A 22,750-nucleotide genomic window follows, 5' to 3' on the forward strand; every position below is an offset into this window, starting at 1 on the left:
TAAAATAAGCGGTATAGGAATTTAAATGGCCATTAAAGTTCTCGTAGTCGATGACTCTAGTTTTTTTCGTCGAAGAGTCAGTGATATAGTGAATAAAGATCCTGATTTAGAGGTGGTAGGCACAGCTGTAAACGGAGCTGATGCAGTTAAGTTAGTGGCGGAACTTAAGCCTCAAGTGATCACCATGGATATCGAGATGCCTGTCATGGACGGCATCACAGCTGTGCGTGAGATAATGGCCAAGAATCCAACACCAATTATTATGTTTTCATCATTAACTCATGATGGTGCAAAAGCGACTCTGGATGCCTTAGAAGCCGGTGCTTTAGACTTTTTGCCTAAACGTTTCGAAGATATCGCAACCAATAAAGAAGATGCGGTTTTGTTGCTGCAGCAACGCATAAAAGCCTTAGGTCGTCGGCGTATATATAGACCGCTAACTCGAACAAGTGCACCGAGTGCTCCTAGTGCAAAAGCTAAATTGACTAGTGGCTTATCCCCATCCTCTCGAACAGGTAGGGAAACTGCTACTAGCCTTAGAACGACTACTCTAATTCGTGCAACTGGTAAAAAGTATAGATTGCTACTGATTGGTACCTCGACTGGCGGACCTGTGGCTTTGCAGAGAATTTTAACTAAATTACCTGCCAATTATCCTCACCCTATTTTACTCATTCAGCATATGCCTGCGGCATTTACCCCTGCGTTTGCCAGTAGGTTGAATGGATTATGTAAAATTGAAGTCAAAGAAGCCGAATCTGGCGACCAATTAAAACCAGGAACTGCTTATCTCGCGCCAGGCGGAAAGCAGATGATGTTAGAAAGAGGTGGAGTACACGGTAGAATTAAAGTGCTAGCTGGTAGTGCCGATATGAATTATAAGCCCAGCGTCGATATCACTTTTGCCTCAGCGTCAAAAATTGCCGGAAGAGACACCTTAGCCGTAGTGTTAACAGGTATGGGAGCAGACGGCAGAGAAGGTGCACGTATGCTCAAAAGCGCAGGAGCAACTATCTGGGCTCAAGATGAGGCGAGTTGTGTGGTCTATGGCATGCCACAAGCGGTAGCTGCTGCTGGTCTGTCGACTCATTCCATCGGTCTAGAAGATATGGCGGATGCAATTCTTCGTGAGTCCGGTAATGGCTAATTTAAAGAGAAAGCTAAGCACTTTCCTTTTGCCGATTATTTTTCTGCTCATTCTTGCTGTATTTGTTTCAAGTGCCCTTTATCTGGATACTCGTCATAAGAATAAGCTTTTACAATTAGAAGTTACGCGTTTGCAACAGAGTCAGGTGCTCCTTATGGTACCCGATGAGCAAGCACAAGCTGTAGCTTCCTGGATGGCACAGCACCCAAAAGCGACTCAAGCATTATTGTCTCAGGTCAAACCAGGCGAGAAGGTTACACTAGAAGTTGGTCCCGGAGTTAGCTCTACCAAGGTGGAAGAGCTTCATTCAGAAGCCTCGCCTCTAGCGTTAGAAATCGAGAGGAACACTCAATTGTCGGTGCCTAAATTTCTGGCCAAGATACCTGATGAACAAGTTGGCCCAAGACTTAATTCGATCGCCAATGATTTAAGTACAAATGAATCTGATGAGACGTTATCGAATATAGCCGTAACCGTAGCTAAGGGAGCGACACTTTCAGTCGATAAAGATGGCGTTAAGATTATTAGTCTACCTCATGGTGGAATTAGAGTGACAACGCGCGATAATAATTAAAATCATATATCAATATCAGTAAATGTTAGGGGATTTTTTTGAAAATCTGGACAATTGCAAACCAAAAAGGCGGAGTTGGAAAAACAACTACGGTTGCAAGTCTGGCCGGTTCTCTTGCCAAGCGTGGCCAACGTGTACTTATGGTTGATACTGATCCCCATGCTTCACTTGGATATTATTTAGGGATCGATTCTGAAGAAGTACCAGGCTCCCTCTATAATGTTTTTTTAGCTTACAAAGAGTTAAATGCACAGAGAGTTAAACAACATATAATTTCTACGGCTGTACAGGGGATAGATCTTCTTCCATCGACCATGGCATTAGCTACATTAGATCGTTCCCTCGGCCATCAAGAAGGCATGGGACTCATTTTAAAGAAGGCCTTAGTTCAGGTTGAAGATGAGTATGATATAGCCTTGATAGATTGTCCGCCTGTCTTAGGGGTATTAATGGTCAATGCTCTCGCGGCCAGTGAACATATTATAGTCCCAGTACAAACTGAGTTTCTTGCGATTAAGGGACTGGATCGCATGATAAAAACCATGCTCTTGATGGGACGTTCTAAGAAGACAAAATACAGTTTTACCGTAGTCCCGACCATGTACGATAGGCGTACCAGAGCCTCCTCCTTAGCACTTCAGCATTTAGGGGCAGATTATGGTGAACACCTATGGCCGGATGTTGTTCCAATAGATACTAAATTTAGGGATGCCAGTTTGGCCCATCTTCCTGCATCACATTATGCTGCCCATAGTCGAGGGGTGAAAGCATATGAAAGGTTACTAGATTATCTGCTTGTTGAGGCGTTATCTCATGACAAGCTTAGTTGATAAAGCTGTATCCGATTATTTTAATATTTTACTTACAGAAGTTGAAGAGCAAGCTGAGACTGAGCAAGGAGGTGTTGCAAAACTAGGGGCGATTGAGATTAATGTAAAGACTGTCTCAGCTTCTTCTAGTCAAGATGGCATTGTTCCTAGATTAGCCAAGGTTGTAGAGCGAAGAACTAGATCTTCAACATTAACTAAGCCTAAGTTGAAAGAGATTGAGCCCCAGCTAGATAAGCAGGCCTTAGAGCAGTTACTTGCACCAGTACTCAAGGAAAAAGTTAAGCCAAAAACTAAAAGTCAGGTTAAGGTTAAGGTGAGCCAGAAAGAGAAACTGGTAGACCTTAAGCCTGTTGTCGAGATTAAGAGTAAGCAAGCCATAGTGGTTGAAAATGAGCTTGAAGTTAACCAAGATATAGCGATTCAGCAGCAAGTTGCAGTGACTCCGCCCAAAGTTACAAAAGATCTGCTTGAAAGCCTCGATGATGAGTTTCAGGTACTATTCTTTAAGGTAGCGGGATTAACTTTAGCTGTGCCCTTGGTTAGTTTAGGTGGCATTGTTAAGTTAGAGCGGCTCAATCATATTATGGGGCGACCCGATTGGTATAAAGGTGTGCAAACTCACAGGGGAACACAGCTGAATGTCGTTGATACTTGTGCCTGGGTCATGCCAGAAAAGTATGATAGTAATTTAGCTGAAACTGTTAATTATCAATATGTCGTATTATTAGAAGATAGTAATTGGGGATTGACTTGTGAATCACTGGTCAATTCGGTAAAAATTAAGAAATCAGCGGTCAATTGGCGAAGTAATCTAGGTAAGCGTCCTTGGTTGGCTGGAGTAGTAAGAGAGCAGATGTGTGGCATTTTACATGTACATGCGCTTATAGAATTATTAAACTCAGGTTTAAGTAGTCAAGACCCTGTTGGTTGAGGTAGATATGTCAGACGCAAATAAAGTAGCAGTAAATAAAGATGATGAAGTGTTGCAGTGGGTAACCTTTAGACTCGATAACGAGACATACGGCATCAATGTGATGCAGGTTCAGGAAGTATTAAGATATACCGATATTGCACCTGTGCCCGGAGCGCCGAGTTATGTGCTTGGTATCATCAATCTCAGGGGGAATGTCGTCACAGTGATCGACACTCGTTCACGTTTTGGATTGTCTTCGGACGATGTGGATGATTCAACCAGAATTGTTATCATAGAAGCCGAAAAGCAAGTGATAGGCATTCTAGTTGATAGTGTGGCCGAAGTGGTGTATTTACGCGCTTCTGAAATTGATAATGCTCCTAATGTCGGCACGGAAGAGAGTGCTAAATTTATCCAAGGTGTCAGTAACCGAGATAATGAATTACTTATTTTGGTTGATCTTGACAAACTTTTATCAGATGAAGAGTGGATGGAAGTGTCACAAGTTTAATGCCTATTACTTTCCCAATTTCTAGCCCCTAGGAATTGGGAAAATCCTACCTTATTTAAGAGTCTCGTTCATGATCAATGATGGAATTTTAATAGCAGCTTTAGTATACGTGATTGCATGTCTTGGTCTTGTCTTGTATCAACAGAAGCAAACGAGCAAGTTGCGTGTAAAAGTTGACGCATTAACCTTACTTATGAAAGAAAACGATCGTCAGCGTGAAACTGTTAAGCGTGAATTACAAGAGTTAAGAAGTGGCACAATCGGTGTTGGGCGCCGAATGCTGGAGCTTGAAAAGCGCACATCTAAACAAGACGCTAGACTTGACGAAGTGAACCAACAAGACCCTCAGGCACGACTTTATTCGAGAGCGATGAAGATGGTTGATCTAGGGGCCAGCATAGATGAATTGATTCAAGAGTGTGAGCTGCCCAAAGCCGAAGCTGAACTCATCATTCGCTTACATGGGAAAGGCTAATAATCCGTTCCTAGTATCTGGAGTTTAGGTATTAGGAACCTTTTTAAGCCTCTTCTATAATTTTCTGATGCATGTTGTTCCATTGCTCGGGAAACTTACCATCCAATGTATACGCGAACGCGATCAACTCGGCGATTAAAAGATATAATTCTTTTGGGATCTCATCACCGATTTCCAATCGTTGTAAAAAATCGCTTAGGTGAGCATCTTTATGTATAAGTACGCCGGCTTCTTTGGCTAGTGCGATGATTTCATCGGCAACAGCTCCCTTGCCTGTGGCTGTGATCATTGGAGCCTGTTGGCCGTCATAACTTAAGGCTACCGCTTCTCGTTCATTTCTGGTTGTATCTGCGCCATCTTCTATTGGTTTTTCCTTATCGCCAGTCATTATTTCTTAGACTCCTATTGGATATTATTGTTAATTAGGCTTTGATCTTAACTAAAAAATGTTCACCCGGTAATAAGGTCGCGGGTACTTTGGTCAGCTTTGTCTCAATTCTATTAGGCGTGAAGCCAATATCGGCTAGCTTATTCATTAACGGCGGTAATAGTGCATCTATCTTCTTTAACAGAGTGTCATTACTGCCATTGAAGGTCATATTTATTTTGTTGTCTTTAACCTGAGCCTGTATTAGTAGTGGCCCAGTAGTTAGATTAAATTTAAGCTGGAGGTGCCAGTTATTCATCTTAGGGTCATCATCATCTTTGTGTTTACTAAATTGTCCTTCTAACTCTTCTTGATGTTGATTGAGTGAGTAGGGCAGTGTGAAATACCAATTGACCTGAGTACTTGTGTCACTACTGGCCTGAGAATAAAGACTCAAGTTTGAGAATAGTTTTCCTAGTGACTCCGTTGTTCCTACCTTGTCTAACAAATTGAGTAATGCTGTACTCCCCCCTAATTGAGCTTGTAGCTTGTGTAAATACTTTTGCGCCGGCTGGCTGAGTTTGTCTGTGTTGCCGCCTACATTGCCAGACTTAACCCCTAGGAGTAATTGGAAAAGAAGACCTATTGAGCTCATATGCGACAAGCTGCTACTCGTCATAGATTGAGGCAATATTTGAGTGTGAAGACTCGCTATCCCTGAGAGCTCATCTTTGACTGCACTCGGTAAAGCTAAGGCATTGAGGGATAAAGGCCGAAGCTGAGGCAGTAACTTGGTTAACTTAGCTAAGAGACTGTTTGCAGACTTAGCTGTAAGTTCGGCGGTAACTTTTTCTCCGCTGACTTTCCCGTAGGTTTTTTGAAGTGACTCCTGCATAGTGTTTGGTGTTGGAGGCTGTAAAGTATCTGGTGCTGATTTACCTATTTTTATGTGATTGGAGTAAGCCTTGGTATTTAGCTCAATAGGCTTAAGGCTCTCTTTACTTGTTGGGAGTTGAGCTGATTCTTTACCTAGATTTTTACTTAACTCTTGACCTAGTGCTTTATTGACTTGCTCGTTGGTTTTTTTTACCGATACTTGCTCTTTGCTGTCAGTAAGGGGGAATGTCTGTGAGTGGTTACTCTTCAATCCAGCCTGCAGCTCAGGAGTTGGATTCGATTTTCCTATAGCTTGCCCACTGTCCATAGAAACCTGGCTTAACACTTTAAAAAGCTGTGAATAGATGTTACCTATTTCAGGCTTAGCCAGTAAAACTTGCTCCCCCTTGATTGGTGTTATGGGCAGTTTCGAGCCCTCAGGCGTTAATTTTACCTCTAGTTCATCGATAACGGGCTTTAATGTCAGTAACCAGTAATTGTTTTGGTAATGAATGCTTGGGATGACGTTTAACTGTCCTTGCTTGTTTTGACTTAATTGGCCGTTATTAGCGAGCTCAGCTGCTGTTATGTTTGAAATCGGCACACTGGTTCCATTTGAAAATCTAAGCTTGTTATCACTTAACTGCGCCATAGGTAATGGGTAGCCCTGTGACCTGCTACTCAAGACTTTCATCTGTTGGATATCTAAGCCTTGTTGATTTAATCGTAGCTTAAGTGCTTTAGGTAGTAGGATACTAGTGGACTTGCCCAAAGCGAATAATATGCTGTTAATCTGATTCAGAGTAAGCTTACTTTCTGATCTTGCTGCTTGTCTGGCATTGATATCCGATGAACCGCTAGTTGCAGTACTTGTGCCGAATCCCTCTAAATCAAGTGGTATAGTGTTGGACGCTTTACTGCTTGTTGTCACTATAGATTGTAAATCTAGCACTTCTTGGTTGGCGACTAGCTGGTAACTTGTTGCGATAGCGGCTAGCTGTCTTTTGGCTATGGATAAAAAGGATACGATAAATCTATTACCCTCTATAGAGAGGTGATCAGTCTTAGATGAAAATTGTATGGAGGCTGGTTTTAGCGCTAGACTCAATATGTCTGTTGCAGTTGGTTTTATGTAAGTTTGAGTCGGAGTTGCTACTGTCTGCACTTCAGGTGGGCGCAGTGTTTGGCTGTGGGAGGACTGGAGTGATGAATCTTGTTTGGATTGAATTTGTAGGGCTTCGACTTGGGACTTTGATTGCGTTGCTCCTCCTTTAGGCAGTGAACTAAATGGGTCTGACATGACAACTCCCAAACTTATCATTGAAACTTACATTTTTAAAAAAATTTAAGTTGGATCTATTTTCATTGCTAAGTATCCTTAGCGCTCTTGTAAACTAGAATCATACTCACTAGTCTAGTTAGTGTTCTAGATAATATTACGGGTCACATCTGGTTATCGACATATATTGATGTGTCTTTAGCTTTATGTCGAATCTGAGCATATTAACGCTATATAATGAGTGTGGCTCAAAAAGTGTCAAGTGACAGAGTTCATTGAAAAGGAAAGCGACAAGAACTCCGCCTAGTACTATTGAACTTTGTACCAAGACTCCTTGTTTGAGACGAATAGCCTCTATAAGAAGCGCTTGAGTGTACAGTTTTGATAGTAACAATTTCTAAAGTTTTTATACTAAACCTTATGATTTCAAAAGAATATGAGTAAAAGTGTAAAGAGTGTATGAGTAATAGCTGAAAAGGATTCGGCTGCATTATCGAAGAGAGAAATATGAAGTTTAAATGGATAACATCAATCGTTGTAGTACTTGGTTTGAACCTTGGATCAGTGTTTGCGGCGGAATTAGTCACCGAGCAGCAAGCCAAGAGTGTGCAATATGAAACATTGCTAGTTGACTCGTCTCAAGTTCAGTCCGTTCAAGATCTGGCTCAAGCTATAGAAAAGCGAGGGGAGCAGGAGCAACAAGCTGAGGTCCTTGTCCTTTATGATGATGATAGAGACCCGATTGAGGGTTTTAACCGAGCCATGTGGGACTTTAACTATCTGTTTCTGGACCGGTACTTTTATCGACCCGTTGCCCATGGTTACAACGACTATATCCCACGACCGGTAAAAACTGGGATCAATAACTTTGTTCAAAATTTCGATGAACCCAGTGCCTTAGTCAATAACACCTTACAGGGAAAGTGGGTATGGGCTGCCAATGCCGGTGGTCGTTTCACTATCAATACGACACTAGGCTTGTTAGGTATTATCGATGTGGCTGATATGATGGGATTGCCACGTAAACAAGATGAGTTTAATGAAGTGCTTGGTTATTATGGGGTTCCTAACGGTCCATATTTTATGGCCCCTTTTATCGGCCCTTATGTGACTCGTGAACTCGCCTCAGACTGGGTCGATGATCTATACTTTCCATTATCAGAGCTTACAATGTGGCAATCCCTCGTCAAATGGGGACTTGAAAATCTGCATAAAAGAGCCGCTGCAATCGATCAAGAACGCTTAGTTGATAATGCATTGGACCCATATACTTTCGTTAAAGAAGCTTATTTTCAACATATGGATTATAAAGTATATGATGGTGACGTTCCTGTGGAACAAGATGAAGATGACTTGCTTGATGAATATATGCAGGAGTTAGATTAAAGAAGACTCTAACAACTACTCGATGCAGTAGCCTGAGCCTTCTAAAAGGATCATAGATGGGGTTAGATGAGTTAGATATATTACTTGTGGAAGACGATCCGGTTTTTCGTCGAATCGTCGCCAGCTTCCTGACGAGTAAAGGGGCAAAGGTCATCGAGGCGAATGATGGCGAACAGGGACTGGATAAATTCAAGCAGTTTACATTCGATATTGTGCTTGCCGATCTGAGTATGCCCAACATGGGGGGCTTAGATATGCTGAAGATGATGTCTGAGCTTAACCCCGACATCCCCTCAATCGTGATCTCAGGTAATCAAGTGATAGCCGATGTGGTAGAAGCATTACGCCTAGGTGCCAGTGATTATCTGGTAAAGCCTGTATCCGATCTTTTTTTGATTGAAAATGCCATTAAGCAATGCTTAGAATCTGGTGACTCTAAAGAAGTAAATTTGGCAGATTTAGAAGAGCTCTCCTACCAAGAACTTCAGGATAATTTGGCCCTATTAGAGCAAAATGAACAAGCTGCCAAGAATGTTCAGCAGCAACTATTCCCCCCCTCTCAGATCAACTATGTGAGCGCTAAAGTTGACTATAGCTTATATAAATCTGACGAGGTTAGTGCTTACTTTATCGATACTGTGAATGTTGGCGATAAACACCTTGTCATGTATATGGCCCACTTTCATCCTCAAGATAATCGGGCGGCATTTGCCAGTGTTTTACTCAAGAGCTTCGTTAATCAAAAATTAAAGTTATATAGAAATGGTACGACTCAAGCCATTATCCAACCCTACAATATGCTGAGTTATCTTAATGAGCGTATGACTAAGTCAGGGTTAGATATCTGTATCGACATTGTCTACGTAGTTGTCGAGTTGACTCAATATAGAGCATCTATAGCCCAAGCCGGTAATGGTCTGCGCTGTTATATCCGTAATCAACAAGGATTAACCCCTTTAGCCCTCCCAGACTCCCTCCAGTTAGGCATTCTTAATTGGGGACACCCTAGTGCCCAATTCCGTACATTAATGCCTGGAGAGCAGCTCTGTATCGCCTCAAGCAAGCCCGAACACAAACGTATGTTGTTAGATAATCAATTTCACGGCTTGGCCTACGATACTGAAATCCCCACAGGCGGATATATGCAGGTGTCTTTTTAAAGAAGGTTCTAGAATGCTGAGATTTTGCTTATAGCTTTAGCTGTTGGAGCCAAATGACCTAGTCATTCTTTACCCGCTGTAGAATTTAGCTATTAGGTGATCCTGAGGAGGCCCCGGAACAAGTTCTGGATGGCTAATATTGGGAGTAGAACTATATTAGCCAATGACCTCAAGCCTGTCAGCCACATTTCTCACTAAAGTTTAACTTTGAATCTCTGCTTAGGTTTGTAAGGGATAAACCGGCTAACGACTTTAAAAGTAGGTATTACCCTTAATCGCATCTTTTCAAGGCTTTAGCCGCCATTTATTTTCCCAATAAAAAACGCCCGTTGATTTCTCAAGGGCGTTTATATGAATCATGTTATCAGCTACAAGGTTAATTAATGCTTTATGCCTTCATGATCTGCTGTGACAGCCATCTCTTCTTCGAGGGCTTCCTCTTCAGTATGAACATGGGAGCCTTCAGCGCCGTGCATCCAGCTTACTAGCTTATCTGCCATAAAGTAGAGGATGACACCAGAAATTGCAGATGTTATAGCGATTCCGGCGAAGATCGACATAGCGTTAGCAAGTTGCTCTTCTTTCGGTCCATCGTGACCGATGAATGAACCTATAAACCCGCCTATCTTGTTTGCAGCGGCGACGAATAGGAACCATGCACCCATCATAAGAGATGCGATACGCAGTGGAGCAAGCTTAGTTACCATGGAAAGACCGATAGGCGATAAACAAAGTTCACCCATGGTATGGAAGAAGTATGCACCGACTAACCACCACATGCTTGACTTAGCATCAGGATTACCGCCCATCTCAAGTACTGCGCCTATCATGAATAGGAAACCAATACCAAGTAGCACAAGACCCAGAGCAAATTTCACCGGAGAGTTAGGCTCATTCTTACCTAAACGAATCCAGATAGATGCGATAACTGGCGCGAAGATAACAATAAACATGGCGTTAAGAGACTGGAACCAGGTCGTAGGTACTTCGAAGCTGCCAATGTTGCGGTCAGTAAATTCATTGGTAAACAGGTTGAGTAGACCGCCGGCTTGTTCGAAGCCCGCCCAGAAGATAATAGTGAAAAGACCCATAACCATGATCACCTTGATGCGATCACGCTCGATTTTAGTCAATGGCTGTTTAGCTACTTGACCTGTCTTTTCCGCTTTGTCTTTTGCCAACTGGGCTGCTGGGTATTTACCTATATCGCCCAATAGTTTTTGTGCGAAAAAGAATTGTATGATTAGAGAACAAATCATACCAACACCGGCGCAGAAGAAACCTGCTTGCCAGTTATTGATAAAAACTTCTTGGCCTTCAAAGATAACGGTCTGACCGAAAGAAGTGTAAGCCCAAGCAACAACAAATCCTGCCAGTGCTGCACCTACGTTGATACCCATGTAGAAGATAGTGAATGCACCATCACGACGATGATCACCTTCTTCGTAAAGGTCACCTACCATAGTTGAGATGTTTGGCTTAAACAGGCCGTTACCTATGATTAGCGTCCCTAGACCAATATAGAAAACTAAAGTTTCAGAACCTGGCATCCAACTGTGTGGAGCCGCAAGAGTAAACTGACCTATTGCCATCAAAGCGCCACCAATCATGATGGAGCGACGTTGACCTAGATAAGCGTCGGCTAACCAGCCGCCAATGAGAGGAGTTAAATAAACTAGACCAGTGAAAGTACCATAGAGTGAGATAGCATCGGCACTTGTCCAACCTAGACCATGACCACCTTGACTTTGTACCTTATCTACCAAATACAGTACCAAAATGGCACGCATTGAGTAATAACTGAATCGTTCCCATAACTCTGTTGTAAACAACAGGAACAATCCCTTCGGATGCCCGAACATCGTCCCTTGGGGTTTTGTTATGCTCATTAAGTCTTCCACCTTCGCTTGTGATTGCCTGCGGGACAAGTGTCACCACAGAAAAGTTATTATTGTTTTTTACAGCCTTGTAACATCGCGCCGCAATATCAAGGTAAGTCCATGATAAGTTGTATCTTACAGGTCGCAATTGGTAACGATTAAGTTACAGGCTATTGTTATATTTTAATATTTGGGACTATAAATTCTACGAAACCTACCTTATATACCCTTTTCTTATTGCCTATGTCAATTTTGCAGGCTTGAATGCCGAGTATTTAAACAAGAAACAGTGTAAAAATACATTGCAGGTTCATTATTGAAATGTACAAGAGTGGGCTGCATAGATTCTTTTGAATTATTACTTCTATGGTGGTTAATCTTTGAGCCATTGAGCCTTTCTGCTTAAGCACTGCATCTAAGTTCTATTAGCACCATCTTATCTTTACTTTAATAGTGAGTGTCTATTAAGCAGAATCGTTATCCTTGTTCAAATAGACTACTTCTTATCTTTTTTCGCTTTTACTCAGGATATAATTTTGATACCATTTTCTATCCTTATGGGATCTATGTCTGGAAACTTAGTGTCGCTGGATATGAGTAGAGTAAAGAAATAAAATGAAAGCTTGGTACCTCCTTTATTGTAAACCCCGCGGTGAAGCTAGAGCCGTACATAACCTAACTCTTCAAGAAATAGAAACGTATTTACCGACAATCGGTGAAGAGAAGAGAGTGAAGGGACAAATAATAGTCAAACGTATACCTTTATTCCCTGGTTACCTGTTCATCTATTTCGATCCCCAAATAACCAGTGTTGCACGTATTCATTCAACCCGAGGTGTGGGGCGTATCGTTGGTTGTAAAGAATTAATGACCACGGTTGATGACAGTATTATCCACAGCATCAAGATGCGTGAGCATAAACTGCTATCCGAGCTTCTTCCTGAGTTAAAGCTCGAAGGAGCAGATGCCCAAGAGTTACCAGCAACAGAGGTTGAGTTTTCACCAGGTGAGAAAATACGTTTCACAGAAGGTCCATTCGCTGAATTAGAAGGCATCTTTGAAGAGAAAAATGGTGATAAACGTTGCCACGTATTATTTGACATCATGGGCCAACAGAAGCGGGTTAGCGTTTCAAAAAGAATCATCAAACCAATTTAAGCCGGAGGGCTTTAAGAAAATGCAATTGGGGCGTTAGCTCCAATTCGTTAACCTTATCCTATAAACCTGAGAAAACTTCATTAGACATCTATTAACAGAAAATCATTCAATTCCATGAATCTGATATTCTGTTAATTATCATATAATACTCACCTATGCATAATCGTCTGTAGTAAGGTTGTAAAGGGGCTTTAGCCTCAACAATTTAGTCCCTTACTGCTCTAAAACTAAAACTAAAACCAAAGCTACAGACTTCATCACTAGAGTCTTGGGTTTTCCAGGCATGAACCATCCTCACTTTAACCTCGCTTTAGATTTCACCGGCTAAGCCGTGATTCTTGCTCTCCCATAGTTTTTTCCCATTTTATGTGTAAGAGATCTGCCATAGATAGCAATCAATCTTGTCAATTTTGAAGTTAGCATCGAACTTGGTAAAGCTGGAGTCCTTGTTTGTGTGAGTTAATTGTTGCTTTTAGTTGGCGGCTTGGTGATTAGGTGTGATTTAAATGACTTACCATTGTAAAATCCTTCAGCGGTACATGCATGCCGTAATAATGAGCAGCAATGATGTAGGAAATCGAGTACAATATGCCGCTTAATTTGATTCTTGTTTGTCTCAATCAGGAACACAATTAAAGAGTCTTGGAAGTTTTATTTATCTGTAGCGGCTTTGAACAGTCAGTGCAGCACAGTAGATTAAGCACTTTTAAGCACTTTTAAGCACTTTTAAGCAATGGAGCGGGAGAGCGACTAAGTAAGTGGCCGGTAAGTGATAGCTAGGTCTAGTTTGTTTCTTAACGGCTCCAGCTCAATACAAAATTTGAATTTACGCTAAGGCGTAGGGCACTTTGGAAGCCGCAATCCATGGGCGGTAGCGTGCCTAAAAGGCAAAGTGATGAAATGTTTCATCCTTTTAGCGAGAGAGACAGAGCTCTGCGACCATCAGGACCGTTAGCGTATCTGAAAGGCAAGTGTGTGCGAATAAACCGCACTATGAAAGCAATATCAAAGACCTTTCAACGCATTATCTGGCTTATGCCACTATTCTATATTCGTGTAGAAGGCCACCTTTTGTAACAATGTCAAACTACTTCCGCTGGCCCTAGGGCTGACTAAATGAAGTTGAAAATTATCCAAGTGTTTGAACCTCATTACTTAAATCCACATTATCTTCATGGAGAACACCGGTGTTACACAAAACCAAAAAAATAATCATTGCGGGCATAAGTGCACTCGTATTGTTGAGCACACAGGCGCAAGCTGTAATACCGTCTCCGCAGATGATGGAACAGTTCAAACAACTTCCAGTTTCAGAGCAGCAAAGGCTCGCTAAGCAATACGGCATAGATCCGTCGATGATAAGTGGTAGTGCTAATCAGCAGAATCAGCTTGAAAATCCACAATTAGTCAATGAAAGGCAACAATTTGATGAAAATGGCAAACCAATCTTAGTTAAAGAAAGTGATAAAGATAAAAAAGCTAAGCTCAATTTTGATGAAGATAAGGCTAAAACAGAGTTAAAGCGCTTTGGTTATGATCTCTTTCGGGGTGAACCGACTACGTTTGCACCTGTATCCGATGTTCCTGTACCGAGTGAATATATGGTAGGGCCTGGAGATAACATCAAAGTTCAGCTCTATGGTAAGGATAACAAAGAGTATGATTTAGTTATCAATAGGGAAGGTGTCATTCAATTCCCTGAACTTGGTCCCATCAATGTCGCAGGTTTAAATTTTGCTGAACTTAAAAAACAGCTAACGACCAGAATTAAGCATCAGATGATCGGGATTGAGTCTAATATCACCATGGGTGAGCTTCGTTCAATTCGAATATTTGTGGCTGGTGATGCTTACAAACCTGGTTCATATACCGTTTCGAGTCTATCTAGTATTACACAAGCTTTGTTCGTTTCCGGTGGTGTAAACGAGATCGGTTCACTGCGTAACATTAAGTTAAAGCGCAATGGCAAACTTATCGCTACCATGGACCTTTATGATTTACTCATGAGGGGAGATGCTTCAGGTGATAGGCGTTTACGTTCTGGTGATGTGGTGTTTATCCCATCTGTGGGTGGACTGGTTAGTGTGACTGGTGAAGTTCGTCGACCCGCTATCTATGAGCTGAAGAAGCATGAAACCATAGGTGACATCATCTCTATGGCAGCAGGTTTAAAGCCTGGGGCATATCCAAGAAGCAGCAGTGTTGAGCGTTTCAATAGCAAAGGCTTAAAAACGGTCACTAATTTAGACTTAACAACTCAGAGTGGAAAAGCAACTAAAGCTCAATCCGGAGATGTTGTCAGAATCAAGAGTGCATCGAACCGGTACGAAAGTGCCATTACTGTTATTGGTGCCGTAGTTCGACCTGGTAAGTATCAATGGTACCAAGGCCAAAAAATAAGTGATCTCGTGCCTTCAATATGGGGAGATTTACAAGCCACTGCAGATCTCGATTACGCCATTATCGTTCGTGAAATTAATGACTATGGTGATGTCGAAATTCATCAGTTTGCGCCGGGTCTTGCAATTAGTGATAAAGCGCCTTCAGAAGATCTATTCTTAAAATCACGAGATAAGGTTATTTTCTTTAATTTTAGTGATGAAGCTCAAAATCGTTATGAATTGAATAAACTCGTAAAAGAGAGAGTAGACAAGGTAACAGAATTAACGGGTGATTCACTGATTGGTAATGACATATTCAATGCCGGTTTTTCACAGTTGCAAAGACATGGATTGGAACCTCGTACTGAATTAGGTGGAGTCGTCATCGATAAAGAGACACATGAAGATGATGAAACAGCCGCAATAAAAAGTGAAGTCAACAAGATGTTGATGAATCTCTTCGATGACAAAGACTTGATCAAGTTAAGTGGCGTGATGAATAGAGGAGAGCTTCTCTATCCAGTCGTGACTAAGCTGAGTAGTCAGGGCCGTGCTGGTAAAGGCGTAATGGTTGTGGCTGTGAACGGTAAAGTGCGTCATCCTGGGATATACCCTTTAGCGGTTAATGCCAGAGTCAATGATCTGATTAAGGCCGGTGGAGGTCTGAAAGAAGGTGCTTATACCACTAGGGCTGAACTTACCAGTACAGTCATAAATAATGCTGGTTCGAATATTAATCATGTAAATATAGATCTGAAAAGTGCAATACAGGGAAATATCGTTGCAAATGTGATGTTGAAGGGCCGTGACATCTTAACTGTTATGACCACGCCAGAGTGGCAAGAGAATAAATCTGTCGAGATTCGCGGTGAAGTTCGCTTCCCTGGGGTTTACAACATACGTCGCGGTGAAACACTTAAAGAAGTGCTGAAACGCGCAGGCGGCTTTACCGAATATGCGTACCTACCATCATCGGTATTTGTACGCGAGTCCGTTCGTTTACAAGAGCAGTTAGAAATTAAGAAGCTTGCAGATCAACTTCGACGTGATATTGCGATTCGTGGTGTCTCTAAAGACGGCAATGTGATTAATTATGGCGATGCTCAGTTGATGTTGAATGATTTAGAAAAGATCAAAGCTGTTGGACGTCTGGTTGTAGACCTGTCTGCCATTTCAATCGGTATCGAACAAGCAGACCTACAGCTTGAAGATTCAGATGTGCTTTATATTCCTTCTACCAAGCAGACCATTGCAGTTATGGGAGAGGTACAACATGCTGCGACTCACAGATATAAGAAAGGCTTAACACTTGATCAGTATCTTGAGATGTCTGGTGGTGTAAGAGAACGTGCTGATGATGATAGAACCTACGTTATCAAGGCAAATGGTTCAGTTATGATCCCAAGTAACTCAATGTGGTTCAGTAATGAAGATGACCTACAACCAGGGGACACCATCATCGTACCGCTTGATACTGAGTATAAAGATAATATCTCTCTCTGGACTCAAGTGACTCAAATACTAGCGAACACAGCAGTTACATTTGCTACTGTGGCTAATCTTTAAAAAAGAAGGCTAGGGCGTTCGCAAGCTCACGGCTGAAGGCTACTCTAGTCGTGACGAAGTTACGACCTGCTTTTTAGCTTGTATAGAATCTAGAAGCGCAGCGCTCTTGCCAGCCGTAGGCTGTACTAGCAGGCCGAAGGCCGCTCTGCTTCAAAGCTAAGGAGTAGCATATGAGATTCGAACAACTGGATGTTTGGAAAAGAGCCTCAAGATTATCCTGTAGGATTTATCAGGTTACAGAAAAGTACAAAACTGGGGCTTCAAAGATCAAATCACGCGCTCAGGCCTTTCGGTACCTTCAAACATAGCTGAGGGCGAGGAGCGAGAAACGGCTAAAGAAAAAATACGTTTCCTGTATTACGCCAAAGGCTCGCTAGGTGAGTTGGTAACCCAGTTATACATCGGAATTGAAATCGGCTATCTAGAAAAGAATTCCTCAATGGAAATGGTAAAAGAAGCCAAAGAGCTCGCAAAAATCCTAGGTTCTCTAATTAAAAACAAGGAATCACAGATAAGAGAAGATAACGCTGATTACAACATTGATTAGTTTAAGTTGGTGGGGCTTTTGCTTTCCGCCTTTATAGCAGCGTAGCGATCTAGCCGCGAAGCGTCCTAGAATCTAGAATCTGAAGACTATATGAACAAACAAATACAACAGAATAATCCCGATGCACAGTTCGCTCAAACAACGAACGAAGATGAAATCGATCTCCGCGAACTCTTCGCTGTCATCTGGCAAGACAAATGGCTAATCATAGCCATCACAGCTATTTTCGCTCTCGGCTCCGTAATTTATGCCATTAATCAGCCTAACATATATAAATCTGAGGCTCTTTTAGCGCCAATTACAGAAAAGCAAAGTGGCGGTTTAAGTGCCTTAGCTGGCCAGTTTGGTGGGCTTGCCAGCATGGCGGGGATTAACCTGGGTGGTGGCGGGATCGACAAGACCAAAATGGCCATTGAAGTGATGCAGTCACGTCAGTTTACCAGTCAGTTTATTCAAAATCACAAGATCCTTCCAGACTTGATGGCTGCTGATAAATGGAACATGAGCGATAATAGCATCACCTACAATCAAGACTTATATAGCCTAAGTTCTAATACCTGGGTGCGTGAAGTTAAAGCGCCGTTTAAGCCAAAACCATCTATGCAAGAAGCCTATAAAGAGTTCATTAAGATTATCTCTGTTAATAAAGCGAAAGATACTGGCATGGTAACTGTATCAGTAGAGCATTTGTCTCCTGCAGTTGCCCAGCAGTGGGTGACTTGGTTGATTGAAGACATTAATAGCGTAATGAAAGAACGTGATGTGGTTGAAGCGAATAGAAGTAGTGAGTTTTTAAATAAGCAGATTGCGCTTACTAATGTAGCCGATATTCGTTCTATACTTTACAAACTCATCGAAGAGCAAGCAAAAACGATTATGTTCGCTGAAGTACGTGATGAATATGTGTTTAAGACAATCGATCCAGCGTTAGTACCAGAAGAAAAGGCTGGGCCTAAGCGAGCACTAATATGTGTGTTAGGCACATTGCTAGGTGGTATGTTAGCAGTAATGTTAGTGTTAATTCGTTACTTTATCCGTAAGCCTGCTTAGATATTACACGCTGTTGCTAATGTCTATTATTGCTGAGATCTAGGTAATAGTAGGTTGTAAATATAAAATGAGCTTGTGCAGATACTATGTTACCACTTGAGTTATTTAAAACTATTGTGTCATCAACGCCATTAGTTTCGATTGATTTCATGGTCATGAATGACTGTGAGCAAATATTACTGGGTAAACGTATAAACAGGCCTGCAAAAGACTACTGGTTTGTACCTGGTGGTCGGGTACTAAAAGATGAATCTATTGAAGAGGCCTTTATCCGATTATTGGATATTGAGTTAGGATTAACTGACACAGTAGTTAATTTTAAAGGTGTATACCAACACTTTTATGAAGACAGTTTTTCTGGTGATGACAGTACAACCCATTATGTCGTTTTAGCTTATAAAATTAGATATTCAGGTGTTATTTCTACCTTACCTAACGAGCAGCATGCTGATTATAAGTGGTTTAACTTAGGTGAATTACTTAAGCATGAGAGGGTTCATATTCATACAAAATGGTACTTTCAAGAACATAAGCAAGCAATCGAGTTACAGAACAAATTTAACAAATTGGAAAGCTAAAAATGATCACTCCAGTAATTATGGCAGGTGGCTCAGGTTCCCGCTTATGGCCCCTAAGTCGCACATTATATCCTAAACAGTTTTTAGCCTTAACGGGTGAGCAGACGATGCTGCAACAGACTGTTTCACGTTTAACAGGCTTAGATGTCACAGCGCCCCTAGTTATTTGTAATGAAGAACACAGATTTATTGTGGCTGAACAGTTGCGTATAATTGAAGAGACAGGCTCAATAATTTTAGAGCCTTTTGGCCGAAATACGGCACCAGCTATAGCACTTGCTGCTATGGTGAGTGAAAAAAGTAATCCTTTATTACTTGTGCTTGCAGCTGATCATGTTATTGAGGATCAAAAAGCATTTATTGATGCAGTTAAACAAGCGACACCTTTAGCTGAGCAGGGTAAATTAGTTACCTTTGGTATTGTGCCGACACAAGCACATACAGGTTATGGTTACATCAAGCGTGGTGATGCTATTAGCGATAATGAAAGCTACTCTGTAGCACAATTTGTTGAAAAACCAGATTTAGAAACAGCACAGCAATATTTACAAAGTGGGGAATTCTACTGGAATAGTGGCATGTTTTTGATTAAAGCAAGCCGTTACTTACAAGAATTAGAGAAATTTAGCCCTGATATATTTTTAGCATGCCAAAAAGCATTGAAAAACCCCACCGAGGATAATGACTTTATACGTGTAGATACAGCAGAGTTCGAGGTTTGTCCTGATGACTCTGTTGATTACGCGGTAATGGAAAAAACAACCGATGCTGTTGTTGTTCCTTTAGATGCTGGCTGGAATGATATCGGCGCTTGGTCTGCTTTATGGGAAGTCAATGACAAATGCAAAGATGGTAATGCCGTTTCAGGTGATACTATTTTACATGATACAAAAAACACCTTTATACATGGTGGAGAACGACTAATTGCAACTGTTGGTTTAGATAACATAGTGATTGTTGATACCAAAGATGCATTGTTAGTTGCAACAAAAGATAAAGTGCAGGAAGTTAAAAAAATCGTTGAGCAATTGAAAGTTCAAGGACGTAGTGAGTTTAAGATCCACCGCGAGGTTTATAGACCTTGGGGGAAATATGATTCAATCGATAATGGTACCCGTTATCAAGTTAAACGTATAACGGTCAATCCTGGTGAGAAACTTTCGATCCAAATGCACCATCACAGAGCCGAGCATTGGATAGTGGTATCAGGCACTGCTAAGGTGACTAATGGTGACAAAACATTTTTAGTGACCGAGAATGAATCTACCTATATACCTATAGGTGTGATCCATGCTTTAGAAAACCCTGGGAGATTACCGTTAGAAATGATTGAAGTCCAGTCAGGTTCTTATCTTGGTGAAGATGACATTGTACGCTTTGAAGACAGATACGGTCGAGCATAGGTGCAAATTATGGTAACTAAATCAATGCTAATCAGTTCAAAAATCATTGCTAAAAGTGGAGTAGTCTTTGGCACGAGTGGTGCGAGAGGGTTAGTCACTCAATTTACCCCTATCGTATGTGCAGCATTTACAGTTGCATTTATCACCGCTATGAAACGTGACTTTAATTTTAAAACCGTAGCAATTGCGATAGATAACCGTCCCAGCAGCTATGCGATGGCACAAGCATGTGCTGGTGCGTTAAATCAAATAAATATTGATGTTGTGTATTACGGTGTTGTACCAACACCAGCTTTGGCTTATGCAGCCCAAGAAGATGTGATGCCTGCCATTATGGTAACTGGGAGCCATATCCCATTTGATCGTAACGGCCTTAAGTTTTACCGGCCGGATGGTGAAATCAGTAAAGCTGATGAACAGGGCATCATAAATGAGAAGGTTCAATTTACCGAGTTAGCCGAGTTAGCTGAGTTAGCTGTACATAAGCGAGCCTCAGAAGAGTATATAATTCGTTATACCTCTTTATTTGACACTCCTTGGCTTGCAGGAAAACGTATTGGCATTTATGAACATTCGAGTGCCGGTCGCGATCTTTACTATCGTATCTTTGAACAACTTGGTGCAGAAGTTATCGCCTTAGAGCGTAGTGACCAATTTGTGCCAATTGATACCGAAGCTGTATCCGAAGAAGATCATAAGAAAGCGGTCAATTGGTCCAAAAAACATAACCTCGATGCTATTTTTTCAACCGATGGTGATGGTGACCGACCATTAGTCGCTGACGAAAATGGAATTTGGCTACGTGGTGATATTCTCGGTTTGTTAACTGCTGCAGCACTTAATATAGAAGCCCTTGTGGTACCTGTTAGTTGTAATACTGCGATTGAGCTTAGTGGTAAGTTTATTCATGTTGAACGTACAAAAATAGGCTCTCCTTATGTCATCGCAGAGTTTTTACGTTTATCCAACAAGTTTAAGTCGATTGCTGGTTTTGAAGCTAACGGTGGCTTCTTACTGGCTAGTGAAGTGCAAGTTAATGGTAAACCGTTAAAAGCTTTACCTACGCGTGATGCAGTACTACCAGTGTTAATGTTACTAGCTGCAGCTAAGAGTTGTACTATATCCGAATTAGTTAATGCTTTACCACAGCGTTATACCTACAGTGACCGAATACAGAATTTTGCAATAGAAAAAAGCCAAGCGATTATAGCTGACGGCAATCGGTCGCCTGAGGCGCTATTGCAGCGACTTGGTTTTGATTATGCAGAAATTAAAAATGTAGATGGAACTGATGGTCTAAGGATTATGTTTACTGATGGACGTATTATTCATCTAAGGCCATCAGGGAATGCCCCTGAACTGCGATTTTATGCAGAAGCTGATAGTTTTCAGACTGCCAAACTTTGTGTTGAGAACGCGATAATAAACATTTAATAGTTTTAGAAGTATAACGAAGAGTTAGTGGTCTCTAATGACTAATAACTTACTGTATAGAATTTAAAGTATGGTTTAAAAATGTCAAAAAATAAAGTTGCGTTAATTACCGGTGTTACTGGTCAAGATGGTTCTTACCTTGCAGAGCTTTTACTTGAAAAAGGATATGAGGTTCATGGAATTAAACGCCGTGCATCTTCATTGAATACCGAGCGTGTTGATCATATATACCAAGATAGTCATCAGGAAAATCAAAAGTTTTTCTTGCATTATGGTGATTTAACAGATAGTTCAAACCTAACCCGCATCTTAAAGGAAGTGCAGCCTGATGAGGTTTATAACTTAGGTGCGCAATCGCATGTAGCAGTTTCCTTTGAGTGCCCTGAATATACCGCGGATGTTGATGCAATGGGCACACTTCGTCTATTAGAAGCTATTCGCTTCTTAGGACTAGAAAAGAAAACAAAATTCTACCAAGCATCTACTTCAGAGCTATATGGTGAAGTACAAGAGATTCCACAAAAAGAAACAACACCATTTCACCCGCGCTCACCTTATGCTGTTGCTAAAATGTACGCCTACTGGATAGTAGTAAATTATCGCGAGTCTTATGGTATGTATGCCTGTAATGGAATTTTATTTAACCATGAGTCGCCTCGACGTGGTGAAACCTTTGTAACACGTAAAATTACCCGTGCAATAGCAAATATTTCACAAGGGTTAGAGAAATGTTTGTTTCTAGGTAATATGGATGCTCTGCGTGACTGGGGTCATGCAAAAGATTATGTGCGTATGCAATGGATGATGTTACAACAAGAAACTGCTGATGATTTTGTTATTGCAACAGGCAAGCAAATTTCTGTACGCGAATTTGTTACATTATCAGCAAAAGAAGCAGGTATTGAACTTGAGTTCACAGGTGAAGGACTTGATGAAGTTGCCACGATAACTGCCATTACAGGGAATGATGCACCAGCATTAAAAGTAGGTGATGTGATTGTTAAAGTTGATCCACGTTACTTCCGTCCCGCAGAAGTTGAAACTCTATTAGGTGATCCAACAAAAGCAAAAGAAAAACTTGGTTGGGTTCCACAGATAACTGTTGAAGAAATGTGTGCCGAAATGGTAGAAAATGACTTAAATAAAGCTAAACAACACGCGATTTTGAAAGAGCACGGTTACAATATAACTGTGACGGTTGAAAGTTAGTAAAAAACATCCATCACAAAGAGACG

The 22,750-nt window shown here is 41.4% G+C and carries 18 protein-coding genes and 1 pseudogene; 16 read left to right on the plus strand and 3 right to left on the minus strand.

All coding sequences use genetic code 11. From position 1 onward, the window contains the following. Positions 1 to 25: 25 nt before the first annotated feature. From SVI_RS06740 to SVI_RS06765, 6 genes are all read left to right on the plus strand, one after another. On the plus strand, positions 26 to 1,147 hold the full coding sequence (locus tag SVI_RS06740; protein WP_013050732.1) for a protein-glutamate methylesterase/protein-glutamine glutaminase: 1,122 nt from the start codon (positions 26 to 28) through the stop codon (positions 1,145 to 1,147). Beyond that, a complete protein-coding gene (locus SVI_RS06745) occupies positions 1,140 to 1,721 on the plus strand; it encodes a hypothetical protein (protein ID WP_013050733.1) in 582 nt (193 codons plus the stop codon). The genes SVI_RS06740 and SVI_RS06745 overlap by 8 nt, the downstream gene beginning before the upstream one ends. A gap of 38 nt (positions 1,722 to 1,759) precedes the next feature. Then, positions 1,760 to 2,551: a ParA family protein gene (locus SVI_RS06750; protein ID WP_013050734.1), complete on the plus strand. Its 792-nt coding sequence runs from the start codon at positions 1,760 to 1,762 to the stop codon at positions 2,549 to 2,551. Continuing rightward, positions 2,535 to 3,482, plus strand: coding sequence for a chemotaxis protein CheW (locus SVI_RS06755; protein WP_013050735.1), 948 nt, complete (start codon positions 2,535 to 2,537; stop codon positions 3,480 to 3,482). Before SVI_RS06750 ends, SVI_RS06755 begins: the two co-directional genes overlap by 17 nt. A gap of 7 nt (positions 3,483 to 3,489) precedes the next feature. Beyond that, complete coding sequence (locus SVI_RS06760; protein WP_041420245.1) at positions 3,490 to 3,975, plus strand: chemotaxis protein CheW; 486 nt, start codon at positions 3,490 to 3,492, stop codon at positions 3,973 to 3,975. Positions 3,976 to 4,045: 70 nt separating this feature from the next. After that, the gene (locus SVI_RS06765; RefSeq protein WP_013050737.1) at positions 4,046 to 4,450 is read left to right on the plus strand and encodes a DUF2802 domain-containing protein; all 405 of its coding nucleotides are present in this window, start codon (positions 4,046 to 4,048) and stop codon (positions 4,448 to 4,450) included. Positions 4,451 to 4,493: 43 nt separating this feature from the next. On the opposite strand, the gene SVI_RS06770 is transcribed toward SVI_RS06765, so the two are convergent. Beyond that, entirely contained in the window at positions 4,494 to 4,838 is a 345-nt protein-coding gene (locus SVI_RS06770) for an EscU/YscU/HrcU family type III secretion system export apparatus switch protein (protein WP_013050738.1), read from the minus strand. A gap of 34 nt (positions 4,839 to 4,872) precedes the next feature. After that, a complete protein-coding gene (locus SVI_RS06775) occupies positions 4,873 to 6,993 on the minus strand; it encodes a hypothetical protein (RefSeq protein WP_041419755.1) in 2,121 nt (706 codons plus the stop codon). Positions 6,994 to 7,479: 486 nt separating this feature from the next. Between SVI_RS06775 and SVI_RS06780 the strand changes: the two genes are divergently transcribed. After that, positions 7,480 to 8,358, plus strand: coding sequence for an MlaA family lipoprotein (locus SVI_RS06780; protein ID WP_041419756.1), 879 nt, complete (start codon positions 7,480 to 7,482; stop codon positions 8,356 to 8,358). Between the two features lie 56 nt (positions 8,359 to 8,414). Next, positions 8,415 to 9,518, plus strand: coding sequence for a response regulator (locus tag SVI_RS06785; RefSeq protein ID WP_013050741.1), 1,104 nt, complete (start codon positions 8,415 to 8,417; stop codon positions 9,516 to 9,518). Between the two features lie 380 nt (positions 9,519 to 9,898). On the opposite strand, the gene SVI_RS06790 is transcribed toward SVI_RS06785, so the two are convergent. Beyond that, entirely contained in the window at positions 9,899 to 11,407 is a 1,509-nt protein-coding gene (locus tag SVI_RS06790) for a peptide MFS transporter (protein WP_041419757.1), read from the minus strand. A 606-nt stretch (positions 11,408 to 12,013) separates the two neighbouring features. Here SVI_RS06790 and rfaH point away from each other — a divergent pair. The 8 genes and pseudogenes from rfaH to gmd all read left to right on the plus strand — a co-directional run bounded on the left by rfaH (position 12,014) and on the right by gmd (position 22,724). Beyond that, positions 12,014 to 12,556, plus strand: a complete 543-nt coding sequence (gene rfaH / locus SVI_RS06795; protein ID WP_013050743.1) for a transcription/translation regulatory transformer protein RfaH — start codon at positions 12,014 to 12,016, stop codon at positions 12,554 to 12,556. A 1,187-nt stretch (positions 12,557 to 13,743) separates the two neighbouring features. Then, a complete protein-coding gene (locus SVI_RS06800) occupies positions 13,744 to 16,503 on the plus strand; it encodes an SLBB domain-containing protein (protein WP_013050745.1) in 2,760 nt (919 codons plus the stop codon). Positions 16,504 to 16,673: 170 nt separating this feature from the next. Further along, a pseudogene (locus SVI_RS06805) lies at positions 16,674 to 17,050 on the plus strand (four helix bundle protein). 90 nt (positions 17,051 to 17,140) lie between these two features. Beyond that, positions 17,141 to 18,100, plus strand: coding sequence for a Wzz/FepE/Etk N-terminal domain-containing protein (locus SVI_RS06810; protein WP_013050746.1), 960 nt, complete (start codon positions 17,141 to 17,143; stop codon positions 18,098 to 18,100). An 86-nt stretch (positions 18,101 to 18,186) separates the two neighbouring features. Beyond that, on the plus strand, positions 18,187 to 18,678 hold the full coding sequence (locus SVI_RS06815; protein WP_013050747.1) for a GDP-mannose mannosyl hydrolase: 492 nt from the start codon (positions 18,187 to 18,189) through the stop codon (positions 18,676 to 18,678). Between the two features lie 2 nt (positions 18,679 to 18,680). Beyond that, positions 18,681 to 20,081: a mannose-1-phosphate guanylyltransferase/mannose-6-phosphate isomerase gene (locus tag SVI_RS06820; protein ID WP_013050748.1), complete on the plus strand. Its 1,401-nt coding sequence runs from the start codon at positions 18,681 to 18,683 to the stop codon at positions 20,079 to 20,081. Positions 20,082 to 20,090: 9 nt separating this feature from the next. Beyond that, complete coding sequence (locus SVI_RS06825) at positions 20,091 to 21,515, plus strand: phosphomannomutase (RefSeq protein ID WP_013050749.1); 1,425 nt, start codon at positions 20,091 to 20,093, stop codon at positions 21,513 to 21,515. Positions 21,516 to 21,596: 81 nt separating this feature from the next. Continuing rightward, on the plus strand, positions 21,597 to 22,724 hold the full coding sequence (gene gmd, locus SVI_RS06830) for a GDP-mannose 4,6-dehydratase (RefSeq protein WP_013050750.1): 1,128 nt from the start codon (positions 21,597 to 21,599) through the stop codon (positions 22,722 to 22,724). Positions 22,725 to 22,750: the final 26 nt, after the last annotated feature.

This window comes from Shewanella violacea DSS12, from assembly GCF_000091325.1.
Lineage (GTDB): Bacteria > Pseudomonadota > Gammaproteobacteria > Enterobacterales > Shewanellaceae > Shewanella > Shewanella violacea.